Source organism: Dietzia sp. IBK-p2-16D (assembly GCF_057773085.1).
On sequence record NZ_JBYMTL010000004.1, the window covers coordinates 25,893 to 43,712 of the forward strand.

Annotated in this window: 15 protein-coding genes; 5 read left to right on the forward strand and 10 right to left on the reverse strand. The window is 71.8% G+C overall.

The window, feature by feature from the left end; all coding sequences use genetic code 11:
* Window positions 1-171: 171 nt before the first annotated feature.
* From AC3DE3_RS09975 to AC3DE3_RS09990, 4 genes are all read right to left on the reverse strand, one after another.
* Window positions 172-1,449 carry a globin domain-containing protein gene (locus AC3DE3_RS09975; RefSeq protein ID WP_488369847.1) on the reverse strand — a complete coding sequence of 426 codons (1,278 nt, stop codon included), beginning with the start codon at window positions 1,447-1,449 and terminating at the stop codon, window positions 172-174.
* A gap of 135 nt (window positions 1,450-1,584) precedes the next feature.
* On the reverse strand, window positions 1,585-2,049 hold the full coding sequence (locus AC3DE3_RS09980) for an RrF2 family transcriptional regulator (protein WP_488369848.1): 465 nt from the start codon (window positions 2,047-2,049) through the stop codon (window positions 1,585-1,587).
* 121 nt (window positions 2,050-2,170) lie between these two features.
* Window positions 2,171-3,988, reverse strand: coding sequence for an NTP transferase domain-containing protein (locus tag AC3DE3_RS09985; RefSeq protein WP_488369849.1), 1,818 nt, complete (start codon window positions 3,986-3,988; stop codon window positions 2,171-2,173).
* The gene (locus AC3DE3_RS09990; RefSeq protein WP_488369850.1) at window positions 3,985-4,572 is read right to left on the reverse strand and encodes a TetR/AcrR family transcriptional regulator; all 588 of its coding nucleotides are present in this window, start codon (window positions 4,570-4,572) and stop codon (window positions 3,985-3,987) included. Before AC3DE3_RS09990 ends, AC3DE3_RS09985 begins: the two co-directional genes overlap by 4 nt.
* An 85-nt stretch (window positions 4,573-4,657) precedes the next feature.
* Between AC3DE3_RS09990 and AC3DE3_RS09995 the strand changes: the two genes are divergently transcribed.
* Window positions 4,658-6,202 (forward strand): MFS transporter, encoded by a 1,545-nt coding sequence (locus AC3DE3_RS09995; RefSeq protein WP_260486336.1) that lies wholly within the window; start codon window positions 4,658-4,660, stop codon window positions 6,200-6,202.
* A gap of 37 nt (window positions 6,203-6,239) precedes the next feature.
* On the opposite strand, the gene fdhD is transcribed toward AC3DE3_RS09995, so the two are convergent.
* From fdhD to AC3DE3_RS10020, 5 genes are all read right to left on the reverse strand, one after another.
* On the reverse strand, window positions 6,240-7,061 hold the full coding sequence (fdhD, locus tag AC3DE3_RS10000; RefSeq protein ID WP_488369851.1) for a formate dehydrogenase accessory sulfurtransferase FdhD: 822 nt from the start codon (window positions 7,059-7,061) through the stop codon (window positions 6,240-6,242).
* Window positions 7,009-8,331, reverse strand: a complete 1,323-nt coding sequence (locus AC3DE3_RS10005; RefSeq protein WP_488369852.1) for a glycosyltransferase 87 family protein — start codon at window positions 8,329-8,331, stop codon at window positions 7,009-7,011. The genes fdhD and AC3DE3_RS10005 overlap by 53 nt, the downstream gene beginning before the upstream one ends.
* A 147-nt stretch (window positions 8,332-8,478) precedes the next feature.
* Window positions 8,479-9,087 carry a serine O-acetyltransferase EpsC gene (epsC, locus tag AC3DE3_RS10010; RefSeq protein WP_396118771.1) on the reverse strand — a complete coding sequence of 203 codons (609 nt, stop codon included), beginning with the start codon at window positions 9,085-9,087 and terminating at the stop codon, window positions 8,479-8,481.
* The gene (gene cysK, locus AC3DE3_RS10015) at window positions 9,087-10,022 is read right to left on the reverse strand and encodes a cysteine synthase A (RefSeq protein WP_488369853.1); all 936 of its coding nucleotides are present in this window, start codon (window positions 10,020-10,022) and stop codon (window positions 9,087-9,089) included. The genes epsC and cysK overlap by 1 nt, the downstream gene beginning before the upstream one ends.
* Window positions 10,023-10,205: 183 nt before the next feature.
* Window positions 10,206-11,996: an AMP-dependent synthetase/ligase gene (locus AC3DE3_RS10020; protein ID WP_488369854.1), complete on the reverse strand. Its 1,791-nt coding sequence runs from the start codon at window positions 11,994-11,996 to the stop codon at window positions 10,206-10,208.
* Window positions 11,997-12,132: 136 nt separating this feature from the next.
* On the opposite strand from AC3DE3_RS10020, the gene AC3DE3_RS10025 reads away from it, so the two are divergent.
* From AC3DE3_RS10025 to AC3DE3_RS10040, 4 genes are all read left to right on the forward strand, one after another.
* The gene (locus AC3DE3_RS10025) at window positions 12,133-13,284 is read left to right on the forward strand and encodes a GAF domain-containing protein (protein WP_488369855.1); all 1,152 of its coding nucleotides are present in this window, start codon (window positions 12,133-12,135) and stop codon (window positions 13,282-13,284) included.
* 139 nt (window positions 13,285-13,423) lie between these two features.
* Window positions 13,424-14,947, forward strand: coding sequence for an acetaldehyde dehydrogenase ExaC (exaC, locus tag AC3DE3_RS10030; protein WP_488369856.1), 1,524 nt, complete (start codon window positions 13,424-13,426; stop codon window positions 14,945-14,947).
* Window positions 14,947-15,492 carry a DUF779 domain-containing protein gene (locus AC3DE3_RS10035; protein WP_260486343.1) on the forward strand — a complete coding sequence of 182 codons (546 nt, stop codon included), beginning with the start codon at window positions 14,947-14,949 and terminating at the stop codon, window positions 15,490-15,492. The genes exaC and AC3DE3_RS10035 overlap by 1 nt, the downstream gene beginning before the upstream one ends.
* Before the next feature lie 46 nt (window positions 15,493-15,538).
* Window positions 15,539-16,171, forward strand: a complete 633-nt coding sequence (locus AC3DE3_RS10040) for an HD domain-containing protein (protein WP_260486344.1) — start codon at window positions 15,539-15,541, stop codon at window positions 16,169-16,171.
* A gap of 12 nt (window positions 16,172-16,183) precedes the next feature.
* Here AC3DE3_RS10040 and AC3DE3_RS10045 read toward each other — a convergent pair whose 3' ends face one another.
* Window positions 16,184-17,767 (reverse strand): glutamate synthase-related protein, encoded by a 1,584-nt coding sequence (locus AC3DE3_RS10045; protein WP_488369857.1) that lies wholly within the window; start codon window positions 17,765-17,767, stop codon window positions 16,184-16,186.
* Between the last annotated feature and the right edge of the window lie 53 nt (window positions 17,768-17,820).

The following is a 17,820-nucleotide window of genomic DNA, read 5'->3' on the forward strand; positions in this document are numbered from 1 at the left end:
TCCGTCCGAGGGGGAACCGCCCGGACCCCGAGTGTCTGCCAGATCGCCGACGAGCGTCTGCGAGTTCGTCCACACGCCCACGAGTTGTTACAGGTCAAATACACTCCGCGACGCGCCTTTCGGGCGGCGCGTGGGCCCGGACAGAGCTCATCCGGGCCCACGCCGGCGGGACTACACCAGCCAGTCGTTCGGGGCGAACAGCTCCGCGTGGAGCCGCTCGGCGGGCACGCCGGCCTCGAGGAACTGCGGGCGCAGTGACTGGAGGAAGCCGGTCGACCCGCAGAGGAAGACGTGTGCCCCCTCGGGGAGCTCGACCGCCGCCAGGTCCATGAACCCCGGGTGGACCGCGCCCGGCCCGGCGACGGTGTCCGCACCCTGCTCGTACCAGGTGTGCACGTCGGCGTCGGCGAGCATCGAGGACTCGCCCGCGACCTCCTCGGCGAGGACGTGGTCGGCCGGCGAGCGGTCGGCGTGCAGGACGAGCACGCGACGGGTGTCCTCCGTCGCCGACAGGTGGGCGACCATCCCGAGCATCGGGGTGATGCCGATCCCGGCCGAACAGAGGACCACGGGCGCGGCGTCCCGGTCGCCGCCGATCCCGGCGGCGTCCAGGACGAGGTCGCCGAACGGGAGGGTGACCTGGATCGTCGTGCCGACGTCGGCGTGGGCGTGCAGCCAGCCCGAGACCTCGCCGGCGGGGCAGCCGAGCCCGCCCCGGACCTCGGCGTCGACCCGGCGGACGCCGATGCGCCACGTGCCGTCGCCCGGTGCCGTTGACAGGGAGTACTGGCGCAGCTGACGCGCGCCGTCGGGCAGGACCACGCCGACGGAGGTGTACTGACCCGGGCGGAAGTCGGGCAGCGGCTCGCCGTCCGGGCCACCGAGGGTGATCACGGTGACCGAGTCCGTCACGTCCTCGCGGGCGATCACGGTGGCGGTGCGGAAGACGTCCCCCGGCTCCACCTGGGCCTCGGCGTAGAGGGCCTTCTCGAAGTCCACCAGGACGGCGGCCATGATCCAGTAGACCTCGTCCCACGCGGCCGCGACCTCCGGGGTGATCGCCTCACCCAGCACCTCCACGATCGCGCCGAAGAGGTAGTCGTGGACCACCTGGTACTGGTCGGGGGTGATGCCCAGGCTGGCGTGCTTGTGCCCGATCCGGGAAAGCATGTCGACCGGGCTCCGGCCGTCCACCAGCAGGGTGGCGAAGGTCGCGATCGACGCCGCGAGCGCGCGCTGTTGGGCGCCCAGCTTCTGGTTGCCGCGGTTGAAGGTGTCGCGGAGGAGTTCGGGGTTGTCGGCGAACATCGTCCGGTAGAAGACGGGTGTGATCTCGTCGATGTGGGCGCCGATGACCGGCAGGGTCGCGCGGATGACGGTGGCGTGCTCCTCGGACAGCTCGCGGGGGTGCGCGAGGATCGACTCCAGGGTGGTGAGCGACGTGGTCATGGGGATCTCCTTCGGGTGACGGCGCCGGAGCCCGGTGTGGGCGGACCGGGGCGCGACGGGGTGGCCCGGGCACCGTGGGCGCCGGACTGTGGGTTGGGTGTGATGTGGGGTGGGGGTGATGTGGCGAGCGGGTGGTCAGGACCCCGGGCCGGGGTCCGGCCGTGGGGCGGTGGCGAGGCTGAGTGACACCTGGCGGGTGGGTGCCCGGACGATGCCCTCGACGGTGAGGGGGTCGAGGGCGGTGAAGAACGCCTCGCGAGCGTCGACGAGAGCTCGTCGCAGACCGCAGTTGCCGGCGAGCGGGCAGGGCGTCGGGCCCTCGCACTGGACGACCTCGCCGGGGCCCTCCAGTTCGCGCAGCAGCGTCCCGACCGACTCGTGCCGGCCCGCCTCGGTGATGACGAGCCCCCCGCCCCGGCCGCGCCGGGACTCGGCGAGGCCGAGGTCGACGAGCCGGGAGACGATCTTGGCCACGTGGGAGGTCGAGGCGTTCACCGACTCCGCGATCGCCGCGGCGGTCATGCGGTCGCCACGCTCGTCGGCGACGGCGAGGCGCATGAGGGCGCGGAGCGCGAGATCGGAGGACCGGGACAGCTGCACAACGCCGAGCGTGCCATATTGCGAGCTCGCCGGGTGTATTTGATGCCGGTGATCTCAAATACCTTCTGAACTGGTCATTTGGGGCCGCCCTCCGACCTGCGGGAACGCCCGACCCGGGCCATCAGAACCAGTCGATGATCTCCACGAGGTCGTCGGCCGCGGCGTCGGCGTCGGCCCCGGCCCCGGCCCCGGCGCCTCCGCCCTCGGGCACCACGGCCAGGGCCGGCGCGCCCGCCAGGTCCGCCAGGTGCGCGGTGCGCACGCGGCCGGTCAGGTGCCAGCCGCCGGCGCCGTCCGGCCGGGCGGGCAGGATCCGTGAGCGGTGCGGGGCCGCCAGCTCGGCCACCCCGGGAACGCACGTCAGTACCGGTGTGCGCTGACGGCCGGTGAGGGCGTCGACCAGCGCGCGACCCGTGGTCGCCGCCGCGGACACCGCCGCCAGCGGATTGCCCGGTAATGCCAACAGGACGCGACCGTCGGCGAGAACGGCCACGAGTTGCGACCCCCCCGGGCGGACGCGGACCCCGTCGAGGACGATCCGCGCACCCGCGCGCGCCAGGGCCGGGCGTAGGAGATCGGCCACCCCGCGGCCGGTGGCGCCCACCAGCACCAGCACGTCGCCGGGCGTCGCGTCGACGGAGTCGGAGCCGCCGCCGAGCAGGGCGTCGACCGCGGCCGGGGTGTCCGGGCAGTGCCCGGGCGGTCCGACGCCGGCGAACCCCGCCCGCGCCAGGACCGCCCCGAGCAGCGGGCCCACGGTGTCACGGATCCGGCCCGGCGGCAGCGGCGAGGGCGCGTCGGCGGGCAGGACCTCGTCGCCGGTCGTGACCAGCGTCGCCCGCACGGGTCCCCGGACCGGGACCTCCGTGACTTCCGCGGACAGGGCCGCGGAGGCCAGTGCCGCGTCGAGCACCGCGCCCGCAGGGGCCAGTTCGTGTCCGACCGGCCAGTCCTCACCGACGGGCCGGAGGTCGTTCACCCCGTCGCCCCCCGGCAGTGCGGTGACCACCGGGGGGCCGGTGCGGGCCGGGGTCACCGTCACCAGTTCGTGCCGCAGCACGCGATCGCAGCCGGCGGGGGCCAGGGCGCCGGTCGCGATGGGCGCCGCCGTGCCGGGCGCCAGTGTCGCGGACGAACCGTCCCCGGCGCGGCGGGCGGCCCCGGCCAGCCGCCACGGGCCGGGTCCGGCCAGGGCGTAGCCGTCCATCGCCGACACCGGCCCCCGCGGCATCGGGTCCACGGCGACCAGCGGCGACGCGAGTACCGCCCCGACGGCTGCCAGGGGCGGCCGTGCGACCGCCGGCAACGCGGTGAGCCCGGCGCGCAGGACAGCCCCCACGTGTGGGAGCGCGACCGGCCCGCGTGCGGCCAGGTCGGCCCAGGTGTCGACGTCCCGCGCGAGTCCGCCCACGGGGACGCGGACGACCTCCTCGTCGTCGTACAGGGTTCGAACCGGTCGTCCGCCCACGCCGCCGGAGGTCTCCAGGGCGGCCAGGCGCGCGGCGAGGGCGCGGCGGTCCCACGCGGCGAGGAGGAACTGGTCGTGCCCGGTCGCGTCCACGGCGAGTGCGGCGCCGGGGGCGGGGGAGGTGGCGGGCCGGAGGGCGGTGAGGAGGGAGCGGAGGGTGGCGGCGTCGAGATCGGGCAGGTCGCAGGCGGTGACGACGACGAGGTCGACCGACGGCGGGAGCGCCCGCAGTCCCGCGGCGATCCCGGCGACGGGTCCCGAGTGGGGCGGATCCTCGCGGGTGTCGCCCCCGGGGCCCACCGTGCGGACGGGGCCCGCCACCGCCCGGGCGGCGCCGAGAACCGCCTCGACCATTGGCCGACCCGCCACCGCCAGTCGCGCCTTGTCGATCCCGCCGAGACGGCTCGCGCGACCGCCGGTGAGGACGATCGCGCCGACGGTGCTCGTGGGGTCGCTGCCGCTGCTCGTCATCCGGCGTCCTCGACCAGGCGGCCGCGCAGGAAGTCGTCGACGAGCCTCTCCACGTCCTGCTCGGTGTACGGGCGCAGGCCGATCATGCGGGCCAGGACGACGGGGCCGGCGAGCTGCGCCACGGCCAGGTCGCGGTCGCCGGGGATCAGGGCCCCGGACTCCTCCGCGTCCGAGAGGACGGCGTGCAGCGGTTCGGTGTACGACTCGACCACGCTGCGGCGGAGGAGGCCCACCTCGTCGTCGTCCCCGGCGTGGCGGCCCATCGCCAGCCACCCCAACATCGACTGCTGGAGGGGGGCGCCCTGGATGAGCTGCGTCATCGACGCGGCCAACCGCACGAGCTGTTCCCGGACGGGCAGGTCGGCCGGGGGGCGCGTCGGGGTGGGGAGCAGGCGCCGGAACGCCGCGGCGATGAGCGAGTCCGTCGACGGGAAGTTGCGGTAGAGGGTGGTCCGGGCGACGCCCGACATCCGGGTCACCGCGTCCACGGTCACCGCCGCCGCCCCGCCCGAGAGCAACAGGGACGACGCCGCGTCGAGCAGCTTGCTCTGCGAGCGGGCGCGCCGCGGATCCGGGGTCGACATGGGCTCCATTGTGGCCTGCCCGGTGCGCTAGGGTGGGCACACCATGCGATACCGTCGGTATCGTTTCCGGGGAGCGGGGGCAGACGTGTTGGAGCTGAGTACGGGTCGGCGGCGGTGGCTGCTGGTCGTCAACCTCGTGGCCGTGTCCCTGGTGGTGGCCACGATGTCCGCCCTGTACACGTCCCTGCCGGACATCGCCGTGGACATCGGTGCCACCCAGGCCGAGCTGACGTGGATCGTCGACTCCTACACGCTGGCGCTGGCGGCGCTCGTCCTCACCGCCGGTGCGCTGGGGGACCGCTTCGGCCGCCGGGCCACGCTCATCGTGGGCCTGGCCCTGTTCACCGTCTCCTCGGCGCTGCCCCTGTGGCTGGACTCGCCGCTGTGGGTGATCATGCTCCGTGCGGTGGCCGGCGTCGGCGCCGCCTTCGTCATGCCCTCCACGTTGTCCCTGCTCACGGCCAGTTTCTCCTCGGATCGCCGGGGGGCGGCCGTGGGGCTGTGGGCCGGCTTCGCCGGGGTCGGCGGCATCATCGGCCTGCTCGGCTCCGGGCTCATGCTCAGGGTGTGGACCTGGAAGGCGATCTTCGGCGTCTACGCCGTCATCGGCCTGGTCGTCCTGGCGGCCGCCTTCACCATCGGGGAGTCCGTGGCCTCCCGCGTCGGGCGGCCCGACGTGTTCGGGGCGGTCTTCTCCGCGCTCGCCGTGGGCGGGGTGGTGTTCGGGCTCATCGAGGGCGCGCACACCAGTTTCTCCGAGCCGCTGGTCATCGGGGCGCTCGGCGTGGCGGCGGTGAGCGTCGTGGCCTTCGTCCTGGTCGAGCTGCGCGTCGCGGACCCCCTGCTCGACGTGCGCTACTTCCGCCGGCGTGGGTTCACCACCGGCTCGGTGTCGGTGGCGCTGCAGTTCCTCACCATCTTCGGGTTCTTCCTGCTCATCGTGCAGTTCCTCCAGCTGGTCAAGGACTACGACGCCCTGTCCGCCTCGCTGGCACTGGCCCCGATGGTCGTGCCGGTGATGGTCTTCTCGCTGCTCTCCCCGCGCCTCACCGCGGCCGTGGGACTGCGGGCGGTGTCCGTGGCGGGCGTGGGGGCCATCGCCGCCGGGATGGTGTTCCTCTCCCGGTTGTCGGTGGACTCCGGGTACTGGGACATCCTCTGGCCCATGCTCGTCGCGAGTATCGGGCTCGGGCTGTCGACGGCGCCGGCCACGTCGGCGATCGTCTCGGACATCCCGTCCGACGAACAGGGCGTGGCCGCCGCCGTCAACGACGCGATGCGCGAGGTCGGGGCCGCGATCGGCATCGCGCTCTCGGGCAGCATCCTGGCCGGGCGCTACGCCGCCGGGATCGTCGACGTCCTGCCCGACGTCCCCGAGGCCGGCCGGCAGGCGGTCGAGAGTTCCTTTGCCGGCGCCCGCGAATTCGGAGCCGCGGCCGGGCCCGCGGGGCAGGCCGTGGTCGACGCGGCCGCCGGGATCTTCGCGGACGGCATCTCGTCGGCGCTCTTCGCCCTGGGGATGGTGGCCGCGGGTGCCGCGGTCCTGCTGCTGTTCATCGCGCCCGGTCGCGGATACGTCGCGCTCGGTGACCCCCTCGCCACCGACGAACCGGCCGAGGCGGGTCGCTGACCGGCTACTCGCGCGAGGGCACCCCGATCGGGCGGGTTCAGTCGACGACGCGGTCGGGGTGGGTGTAGACCGTGGCGCGGTCGCCCCGGCTGAAGCCGACCAGGGTCACGCCGGTCTCCGCGGCGAGCTCGACCGCCAGCGACGACGGCGCGCTCACCGCGGACAGCACCGGGATCCCCGCCATCGACGCCTTCTGCACGAGCTCGAACGAGGCCCGGCCGGAGACCTGCAGGATCGTCCCGCGCAGCGGCAGCCGTCCCTCGCGCAACGCCCAGCCGACGACCTTGTCCACGGCGTTGTGCCGCCCCACGTCCTCGCGACGGCACAGCAGCTCGCCGGTGGGGGAGAACAGGCCGGCCGCGTGGACTCCCCCCGTCTTGTCGAAGACCCGCTGGTGATCGCGGAGCCGGTCGGGTAGCGACAGGAGGACCGCGGCGCCGACGAGCGGCTCCGCCGGCTCGGCGGGGAAGTGGGTCGCGCGCCGGACCTCGTCGATCGAGTCCACGCCGCAGACGCCGCAGGCGCTGCTCATGGTGGAGGCCCGCGCGGAGCGGGGCGTGGGGATGTCCGGCGACACGGTCACGGTGAGGGTGTTGTAGTCCTGCTCGGCCCGGCCGCTGACGGTGGTGCAGTAGCAGATCTCGGGCAGGTGATCCCGGTGCCACACGGCCCCCTCGGAGACCAGATGGCCGGCCGCGAGGTCCATGTCGTCACCCGGGGTCCGCATGGTCACGACGAACGGCTCACCGCCCACCCTGATCTCCAGGGGTTCCTCGACGGCGAGCGTCGCCACCTCCCGCCTGGTGTCACCCGCGGCGAGGATCCTGCGCGCGGGGTGACGCGTCGTCCGCCGTCCCATAGTCGCGCAGCCTAGCGCCGTCGCTGCCGGAGCGCCGGAGCAGGAGGGCGGTGAGCACCACCGCCACCAGCCAGACCAGTGGGTAGACATTCGTGAACACGGTGTAGACGACCGGCGGGATGTCACCGCCGAGCATGAACAGGCCCATCGCCACCCAGCGATCGTCGGGGAAGTTCACGTCGGGGAAGCTCTGGACCCAGTTCGCGCACGCGGCCCAGAGCAGCGGCGGCAGGAGCCAGAGGTACCAGCGCCGGGCGGTGACCGCGTAGTGCACGGCCAGCACGAGCAGCGGCACGAACCACACCCAGTGGTGGCCCCACGAGAACGGGGAGACCATGGTCATCGTCAGCCCGGCCACCGTCAGGGCGAGGAGCTGGTGCCCGGCGCGGTGGGCCAGCGCCGCGACGCCGAGACCGATGACCGCCACCACGGCGGCGCCGAGCAGCCACGCCCAGGTGGGCGCCATCTCGGAACCGGCCAGACGGGCCATCGTGCCCCGCAGCGACTGGTTGGCCAGCATGGCGTCGTGACCGATCCGCTGGGACTCGAACAGGGTTCCCGACCAGTAGCGCAAGGCGTCGCGGGGGATCAGCAGGAATCCGAGCGCGACGGTGCCGAGGAACGCCGCACCGGAGGTCAGGGCCATCCGCCAGCGCCCGGTGAGGATCCAGTGCGCCCAGAAGAACGCCGGGGTGAGTTTGACGCCGGCCGCCAGGCCGGACCCGATGCCCGCCCACCGGCGGCCCGACCTCCAGGCGAGGTGGTCGGCCAGGACCAGGACCAGGAGGAGGATGTTGATCTGGCCCAACCACACCGTGGTCCGTACGGGTTCCGTCGAGAGGGCGATGAGTGCCAGACACACCGAGACCTGGGCGGTGACCCGGTCCGGGCGGTAGTCGAGCGCGCGCAGACACATCCGGACCGCGAGGTAGAGCAGGGCCAGGGTCAGTGCGAGCCACGCCGCTTCCATGAGTCGCGGGGTCACCAGGTCCAGCGGCGTGAACAGCACCGCGGAGAACGGCGGATAGGTGAACGGCATCTCCGGATAGAATCGCCCGGAGTCGTCCCCGGTGAGCAACCCCTCGTACAGCGGGATCGAGTTGAGCACCGCGTGCCCGCCCCAGCGATAGACGTTCACGTCGAGGAAGTTGCCGGTGATACCCCACCACGGCGTCCGCTCGTCGGGAGCACGCAACACCATGACCACCGACGCGAGGGCCAGTAGCGTCAGCGGGCCGCGCAGCCAGACGGTGGTGGGGAGCGATCGCACAGTGGCCGAGCCTAGCCCGTCCGGCGCGCGGCGGCTCGGGGCCGGCTCGGCGTGGGCTCGGGGCCAGCTCGGCGTCATCGAAAAGGACGTTCCGCACGCCGCCACTCGGGCGATGCGTGCGGAACGGTCTTCTCGATGGGAATCGGGCTAGATGTAGATCGCCGGGTCGATGTAGAACTGCGCGTCGCGCAGCTCCTCCTTGGTCGACTTGGCGGGCCGGGCCTCACCGGGGACGCCCACGACGATGGAATCGGCGGGGGCGCTCTTGACGACGACGGCGTTGGCGCCGACCGACGAGTCGTCACCGATCTCGACGGGGCCGAGGATCTTCGCGCCGGCGCCGACGGTCACGCGGTCGCCCAGGGTGGGGTGCCGCTTGACCTGCTTGAGCGAGACCCCGCCCAGGGTGACGCCGTGGTAGAGCATGCAGTCGTCACCGATCTCCGCGGTCTCCCCGATGACGACCCCCATGCCGTGGTCGATGAAGAACCGCCGGCCGATGGTGGCGCCGGGATGGATCTCGATCCCCGTGAGGAAACGGCCGAACTGGGCGAGGACGCGTCCGGCGGTTCGACCGACGCCGCCGGAGTTCCACATGCGGTGGGACAGCCGGTGGATCCAGATCGCGTGCAGACCGGAGTAGACGACGGCGTTCTCGACGTCGCCCCGGGCGGCCGGGTCGTGGGCGCGCGCCGCGGCGAGGTCCTCACGCAGGGTGCGCAGGAACCCCACCGGGCGGTCGGAGTCGGCCGACATCAGTCGCGGTAGTCCTCGAACAGCATCGTGGAGACGTAGCGCTCGCCGTAGTCGCACACGATCACGACGATGGTCTTGCCCGCGTTCTCGGGGCGCTTGGCCACCTCGAGCGCCGCCCAGACGTTCGCACCGGAGGAGATGCCGGCGAGGATGCCCTCCTCCTTGCCGAGGCGCTTGGCGATCTCCAGCGAGTCGTCGAGGGTGACGTCGATGACCTCGTCGTAGATCTCCCGGTCGAGGATCTCCGGGACGAAGTTGGCGCCCAGGCCCTGGATCTTGTGCGGTCCGGCCTTGCCCTCGGTGAGCAGCGGGGAGTCCTTGGGCTCGACGGCCACGATCTGGACGTCCGACTTCTGCTCGCGGAGGTACCCGCCGGCGCCGGTGATGGTGCCGCCGGTACCGATGCCGGCCACGAAGATGTCGACCTCGCCGTCCGTGTCGTTCCAGATCTCCGGGCCGCTCGTGCGACGGTGGACGTCCGGGTTGGCCGGGTTGGCGAACTGGCGGGCCAGGACCGCGTTCTCGCGGGTCGCGGCGATCTCCTCGGCCTTGGCGACCGCGCCCTTCATGCCCTCGGAACCGGGGGTGAGGATGAGCTCCGCGCCGTAGGCGCGCATGACGGCACGACGCTCGACCGACATGGTGTCGGGCATGACGATGACGGCCTTGAAACCGCGGGCCGCGGCGACCATGGACAGGGCGATACCGGTGTTACCGGAGGTGCCCTCGACGATGGTCCCGCCCGGCTTGAGGCCGCCCGACGCGACGGCGTCGTCGATGATGGCGGCGCCGATGCGGTCCTTGACGCTGGCGGCCGGGTTCGCCGACTCGAGCTTGGCCAGGACGGTGGCCTGCAGCCCGTCGGTCAGGGAATTGAGACGGACCAGCGGGGTCTTGCCGATGGTCTCGCTGATGTCGGAGTAGATCTGCGCCATTTGTGGGTTCCGTTCTGAAGAATGAACAGGTCTGTCTATCCGTGAGTGTACGTGATGGAGACCCTCGCGGGACCGGCCCGGCGGGATTTCGGCGGGTGTGCGCCGACGACGGGAAATGACGAGAGCGCCCGGACCGTGGTGGTCCGGGCGCCCTCGTGGCTTGAGTGTCAGGCGTCGGTCGTATCAGGCGTCGGTGTACAGCGAGTCGATGTCACTGCCGAAGCGGTCGTGGACGACGTTGCGCTTGAGCTTGAGCGTCGGGGTGAGCTCGCCGCCCTCGACGGTGAACTCGTGCTCGAGGATCTTGAACCTGCGGATGGACTCCGCGCGGGAGACGGACTTGTTGGCGCGGTCCACCGCGTCCTGGACGGCGCCCACGAGGTCGCCGTCCTGCAGCAGGTCCTTCACCTCGCCGGTCTTGCCGTGCTTGTCCCGCCACGCGGGGAAGGTCTCCGGGTCGATGGTGACGAGCGCCGCGATGTAGTTGCGGTTGTCGCCCACCACCATGGCCTGGCTGATCAGCGGGTCGGAGGTGAGGAGGTCCTCGAGCTGCGACGGCGAGACGTTCTTGCCGCCGGCGGTGACGATGAGGTCCTTCTTGCGGCCCGTGATGGACAGGTAGCCGTCGGAGTCCAGCTCGCCGATGTCACCGGTGTGGAACCAGTCGCCGCTCCACGCCTCCTCGTTGGCCTTCGGATTCTGCCAGTACCCCTTGAACAGGGCGTTGCCCTTGACCAGGATCTCGCCGTCCTCGGCGATCCGGATGGCTCCACCGGGGATCGGCGTGCCGACGCTGCCGACGCGGGCGTTGTACGGCCGGTTGACGGTGATGGGCCCGAGGGTCTCGGTGAGGCCGTAGCCCTCGAGGAGGTCGAAGCCGGCACCGCGGTAGAAGTGGCCGAGGCGGGCACCGAGCGGGCCGCCGCCGGAGATGATGCGATCACACTCGCCGCCCAGGGCCTCGTGCAGCTTGGAGTACACGAGCTTGGAGAACAGCTTCTGCTTGAGCGCGAGGCCGCGGGACGGCGTGCGGCCGCCCTCGATGGCCTTGGAGTAGTCGATGGCGGTCTGGACGGCGGCCTTGAAGATCTTGGCCTTGGCGCCGCCGGCGTTCTCGGCCTTGGCGGCGGCGGAGTTGTACACCTTCTCCAGGACGCGGGGGACCGAGACCAGGAAGGTGGGGTGGATCTCCGCCAGACGCTCGACGACCTTGGTGGTGTCGGGCTCGTGGGCCACGGCGACGCGCTTGTAGAAGCAGGTCACCTCGAGGACCCGGGCGAGGATGTGGGCCAGGGGCAGGAAGATCAGGGTGCGGCTGTTGGGGACGAACGCGTCCTCCAGCTGCTCCTCCACGGCCACGACCATGTTGCCGAACCCGCCGTGCAGGATCTCGCAGCCCTTGGGGTTGCCGGTGGTGCCGGAGGTGTAGACGATCGCGCAGGCGTCCTCGAGGCCGACGGCGACCGAGGCCTGCTCGAGCTGCTCGTCGGTGATGTCACGGCCGGCCTCGGTGAGCTGGCCGAGCAGGTCGTCGTCGATGACGAGGACGTCGCCCTGCCAGTCGGTCTCTGCGGTGAGCACCTCGCGCAGCTCGGCGTTCTCCACCACCGCGACGGTCGACCCGGAGTCGGTGAGGATCCAGTCGCACTGGACGGACGAGGAGGTCTCGTAGATCGGGACGGTAACGGCGCCGGCCGCCCAGGCCGCCCAGGCGATGAGGGACCACTCGTACCGGGTGTGGCTCATGATGGCCATGCGGTCGCCCGGCTTCACGCCCCGGGCGATGAGGCCCTTGGCCACGCCCTTGACGTCCTCCAGGTACTGGGCGCAGGTGACCTCTTTCCAGTCGGTGCCCACGCGTCGGATCACGGCGACGTCGTTCGGGGCCTCCTCCGCGTTCCTGAACACCAGTCTCGACAGGTTCTGGACAGGGAAGGGCTTTGCGGCGGGAGGGGTGGCGAACTCGGTCGTCATCGCGATCCTTAGGTCATGTGTGGCCTGTATCACTAGCAAGTGTAGAGGCCCATCTCCGTGCTGTGTCGAACACGGTCTATTTAGATCTGTTTATGAGGGATGCGTCAGGTTGTGTGATTCCCGTTACACTGGCGTCATGACGGCAGGGACGCCGGCGGCGATCAACGCGCTCGTGGCGCAGTCGCGGGAGCGCAGCAGACGGCGGGGGATCGACCCGGAACGGGTGGACCCGCCGGTCGATCTGCAGGGAGTCGACCTGTCCGCGCACCTCGCCGGCCACCCGATGGCGGCGGTGCTCCCGGTGGTCGAGAAGATCCTCGTCGCCGGGGTGGTGGACAGCGGGCATCTGGTCGCGGTGGCCGACGTCGACGGTCGACTGCTGTGGCTGTACGGGGACCGCGGGGTGCGGACCCGCGCGGAACGGATGGCGTTCGTCCCCGGCGCGCTGTGGAGCGACGACGCGGTGGGTGCCAACGCCCCGGGCCTGGCGATCCGGCACGACGTCCCGGTGCGGGTCCGGGGCGAGGAGCACTTCCTCGCTCCCGCGCACTCGTGGAGCTGCTCGGCCGCGCCGGTCCACGACCCGTTGACGGGCCGGGTGATCGGCGGCATCGACGTGACCGGGACCGACTCCGCCGCATCCGCCGAGATGTTGGCGCTGGTCAGGGCCACCGCCCTGCTCGCCGAGGCGGAGCTGAGGTCCACGCCGACCGGTGGGGTGCGGCGGCTGGAGGCGCTCGGGACCCTGCGTCCCACGTTGGCCGGACTCGGCCCGCTCACCCGTCGGCACGCGGAGATCCTCGTCCTGCTCTCGGCGTACCCGCAGGGGTTGTCGGGCGGGGCCCTGGCCGAACTGCTCGCCGCGGGCCGGCTCGACGAGGTGAGCATCCGCGCGGAGATGTCGCGGCTGCGGCGGGTCCTGGGTCCGGACGTGATCGGTTCCCGGCCGTACCGCCTGTCCCCGGGGGTGTTGGAGACCGACGCCGCCCACGTCGCCGGCCTGGTCGATTCCGACGTGGCCGCCGCCGTGGCCGCCTATCCCGGGCCGCTGCTGCCGGGCTCGGACGCCCCGGGCGTGGTCGACCTGCGGGAGGAGCTGCACGCGCGGGTGCGTGCCGCGGCGCTGGCCGCGGGGTCAGCGCAGGCCCTGCGGAACTGGGTCGCCGGTCCCGGTCGCGAGGATCCCGACGGATGGCGGGTGCTCGGGTCGCTGCCGGGCCTGTCCGCGGCGGCGACCTCCTCGGCCCGTTCGGTGTACCGGGTGCTGGACGACCGCCTGGGGGCCTGACCGCCCTCGTCGTCGTCGCGACTCGCCGTCCCCGCCCCGCGGCGTGCAACGTGCGTGCAACCCCCGCGCCGATAGTGTCCCGGATCACAGTCGCCGGCCGCGTGGGCCGGCGTCCCCCGGTACGCGAAAGGTGCTCACGATGCCCGTCTTCTCCCAGCCCGGTTCCTCCGACGCGGTGATGTCCTACGAGAGCCGCTACGATCACTACATCGGCGGCGAGTGGGTCGCGCCCGCCAAGGGCGAGTACTTCGAGAACGTCACCCCGATCACCGGTCAGGCGTTCTGCGAGGTGGGGCGCGGCACCGCCGAGGACATCGAGGCCGCGCTCGACGCCGCGTGGGCCGCCGCCCCGTCGTGGAACGCCACCTCCGCCGCCGAGCGCTCGTTGGTGCTGCTGCGCATCGCCGACCGGATGGAGCAGAACCTCGACAAGCTGGCCCTGGCCGAGTCCTGGGACAACGGTAAGGCGATCCGCGAGACCCTGAACGCCGACATCCCGCTGGCGATCGACCACTTCCGCTACTTCGCCGGCGCGATCCGCGCCCAGGAGGGCGGCATCTCCCAGATCGACGACGATACGGTGGCCTACCACTTCCACGAGCCCCTCGGCGTGGTCGGGCAGATCATCCCGTGGAACTTCCCGATCCTCATGGCGGTGTGGAAGCTCGCCCCCGCCCTGGCCGCCGGCAACTGCGTCGTCCTCAAGCCGGCCGAGCAGACCCCCGCCTCGATCCTGTTCCTCATGTCGGTCATCGGCGACCTCATCCCGGCGGGCGTGGTCAACGTCGTCAACGGCTTCGGCACCGAGGCCGGCAAGCCGCTCGCCTCCAACCCGCGCATCCGCAAGGTCGCGTTCACCGGCGAGACCACCACCGGCCGGCTGATCATGCAGTACGCCTCCGAGAACCTCATCCCCGTCACCCTCGAGTTGGGCGGCAAGAGCCCCAACATCTTCTTCGAGGACGTGATGGACGCCGACGACGACTTCCGCTCGGCCGCGCTCGAGGGCTTCGCGATGTTCGGCCTCAACCAGGGCGAGGTGTGCACCTGCCCGTCTCGAGCGCTCGTGCAGAAGTCGATCTTCGACGAGTTCACCGAGCTCGCGATCGAGCGCACGAACCGCATCACGCAGGGCAATCCGCTCGACACCGACACGATGATCGGCGCGCAGGCCTCCTCCGACCAGCTGGAGAAGATCCTGTCCTACATCGACATCGGCAAGCAGGAGGGCGCGGACGTGCTCACCGGCGGTGGCCGCGCGGAACTCGACGGTGACCTGGCCGGGGGTTACTACGTGCAGCCGACCGTCTTCCGCGGCCACAACAAGATGCGCCTGTTCCAGGAGGAGATCTTCGGGCCGGTGCTGAGCCTGAGCTCGTTCACCGACTTCGACGACGCCATGATGATCGCCAACGACACGCTCTACGGCCTGGGCGCCGGCGTGTGGTCGCGCAACGGCACCACCGCCTACCGCGCAGGCCGCACCATCCAGGCCGGCCGCGTGTGGACCAACACGTACCACCAGTACCCGGCCCACGCGGCGTTCGGCGGCTACAAGCAGTCCGGCATCGGCCGCGAGAACCACCTGATGATGCTCGACCACTACCAGCAGACCAAGTGCCTGCTCGTGAGCTACTCGGGCAAGCCGCAGGGCTTCTTCTGATGGACAACGTGTGCGGGTTGCCCTCGGGCGGGAGCGTGCGCATCGTCGCGCGTGCGCTCCCGCCGGAGGGTGCGCCCGCCGACCTCCCTCCGCGGGTCGTGGCGACCGGGCCGGCCGTCGAACTGCTCCGCGAGCTCATCGGCCGACACGGCCCGGTGATGTTCCACCAGTCCGGCGGGTGCTGCGACGGATCGGCACCCATGTGTTACCCCGACGGTGAGTTCCGCGTGGGCCAGCGTGACGTGTTGGTGGGGGAGTTGGACCTGGGCCCGGCGCCGGTGGGATCAGGGGACGACGACGACGAGGTCAGCGGCCGATCGGAGTCGGCGGCGCCCCGGGTGCGCGTGTGGATCTCGGGCTCCCAGTTCGAGACCTGGAAACACACGCAGATGGTCCTGGACGCGATCCCGGGCCGGGGCTCGGGGTTCAGTCTCGAGAACCCGACCGGCAAGCGGTTCCTGTCCAGGGCCCGCACGTTCGATCCCGGCGAGCTCGCCGCGCTCGAGGAGTTCCCGCCGATACCCGGTTCGGAATTGGAGGAGTAGCCCGATCCGGCCCGGATCGGCGGGGGTTCGGCGGTAGAGTCCGACCATGGACACGGATCGCACGGCCTCCGCTGACCCACTCGACGCCCCCGTCGAGTTCCTCACGCCCGATCTTCGCGCTGACCTGCTGGAACGCTGGAACGAACCGCAGCGTCGCTACCACAACGAGACTCACCTGCGTGCCGTGCTCCGCGCCGTGGACGCGCTCGAGGCGGACGGGGAGACCTTCGATTCCACGGCGGTCCGGCTGGCCGGCTGGCTGCACGCGGCGGTGTTCGATCCCGCCGGCGCGGAGAACAACGAGAAGTCGGCGGTACTGGCCGAGAAGCGGCTCGACCCGGCCGCGCCCGTCGAGGAGGTCGCGAGACTGGTCCGGCTGATGGGCGGACACCGGGTCGAGGACGGCGATCTCAACGGGGCCGTGCTCTCGGACGCCGACCTCGCCGTGCTGGGCGCCGACCCGGAGACCTACGACACCTACGCCGCGGACGTGCGGCACGAGTTCGCGCACGTGCCCGGCGAGAGGTTCGTCGCCGGGCGGGTCGCCGCGCTCGAGGGGCTGCTCGAGCGCAGGTCCGTGTTCCGCACGCGGGCGGGCCGCGACATGTGGGAGAAGCAGGCCCACGCCAATCTCAACCGCGAGCTGGGGATGCTGCGCGCCGGGGTGGCCGAGACCTGACCCGCGCGGACATCACGACTGGTCGCGTGGCTCGATGCCCGGTGGGGTGATCGCCGCGGTGTGCTCGGCGACGCCGGCGGCGACCATGATGTCGGTGACGGCCCGCGCGTCGTCCGGACCGGGAAGTCCCCACTTCTCGCCGTAACCGTAGATCTCGGCGAGGGTGTGCGAGTCCCGGGTGCCGCGGGCCAGTTCGACGTCGGTCGGTCCGATCAGGCCGGGATGCGGGACGCCGACCGCGCCGGCCACCTTGACGAGTTCGCGGCGCAGCGACCGGATGTAGTTGGAGCAGCGCTCGGCCATCGCCGTGGGCTCCACCCCGCGCACCAGCCATGGGTTCTGGGTAGCGACCCCCGTGGGGCAGCCGCCCGTGTGGCACTTCTGCGCCTGGATGCACCCCACCGAGAGCATGGCCTCCCGGGCCACGTTGATCATGTCCACCCCCAGCGCGAGCGCGACCACCGCGTTCTCCGGGATGCCGAGCTTGCCGGCGCCGATGAACATCACGTCGTCCGTCAGGCCCGCCTCGGCGAACACGGAGTAGACGCGGGGGAAGCCGAGGCGGAAGGGGAGCGACACCGCGTCGGTGAACACCAGCGGCCCGGCACCGGTGCCGCCCTCGCCGCCGTCGATGGTGATGAAGTCGACGCCGCGATCGCGCGGGATCATCGCCGTGGCGAGTTCCTCCCAGAAGGTGATGTCGCCGACGGCCGACTTGATGCCGACGGGGAGCCCCGTGCGGTCGGCGATCTCCTCGACGAGGTCGAGCATCGAGTCGACGTCGTCGAACGCGGTGTGCCGGGAGGGGCTCGCGCAGTCCTCGCCCATCGGGATCCCGCGGATCGCGGCGACCTCCTCGGTGATCTTCGCGGCGGGGAGCAGCCCGCCGAGTCCTGGCTTGGCGCCCTGGGAGAGCTTGATCTCGACCGCCCGGATCGGGTGCTTCTCGGTCAGGGCAATCAGCTTGTCGATGTCGAACCGGCCCGCGTCGTCGCGGACACCGAAGTAAGCGGTGCCGATCTGGAAGACGAGGTCCGCGCCGTTCTGGTGGTAGGGGCTCAGGCCGCCCTCCCCGGTGTTGTGGAGGGCCCCGGCGAGGGCGGCGCCCCGGTTGAGCGCCTCGACGGCCGGGGCGGAGAGCGACCCGTAGCTCATCGCCGAGATGTTGACCAGCGAGTCCGGCCGGAACGCGCGGGCCCGGCCGCGGGCACCGCCGAGCACCTTGGCGGGAGGGAGCGGGAGCTGCTGCCCGGAGTGCGCGTGGGCGGAGAGCGCGACGTCGCTGAAGGTGCGCTGTTTGATGATCGGGTAGCCCTCGAGGAACTCGATGTCGTTGTCCGTACCGAACCCGAAGGTGGTCCCCCGGGACTCGGCGGACTCGTAGATCCAGGAGCGCTGGTCGCGGGTGAAGGGACGCTCCTCGTCGTTGCTCGCGACGATGTACTGCCGCAGTTCGGGGCCGATGGCCGTCAGCGCCATGCGGGCGTGTCCGAGGACGGGGAACGTCCGCAGGATCGGGTAGCGGGTCTGCCGCAGGTCCGTGGCCGCGACCGCGGCCAGGGCGGCCAGGGGCGCGCCGAGGAGCAATCTGCGCATGTCGACCTCCATGAGGGGGCGGGGACGGTTCCATCATGGACCACACCGTCGGG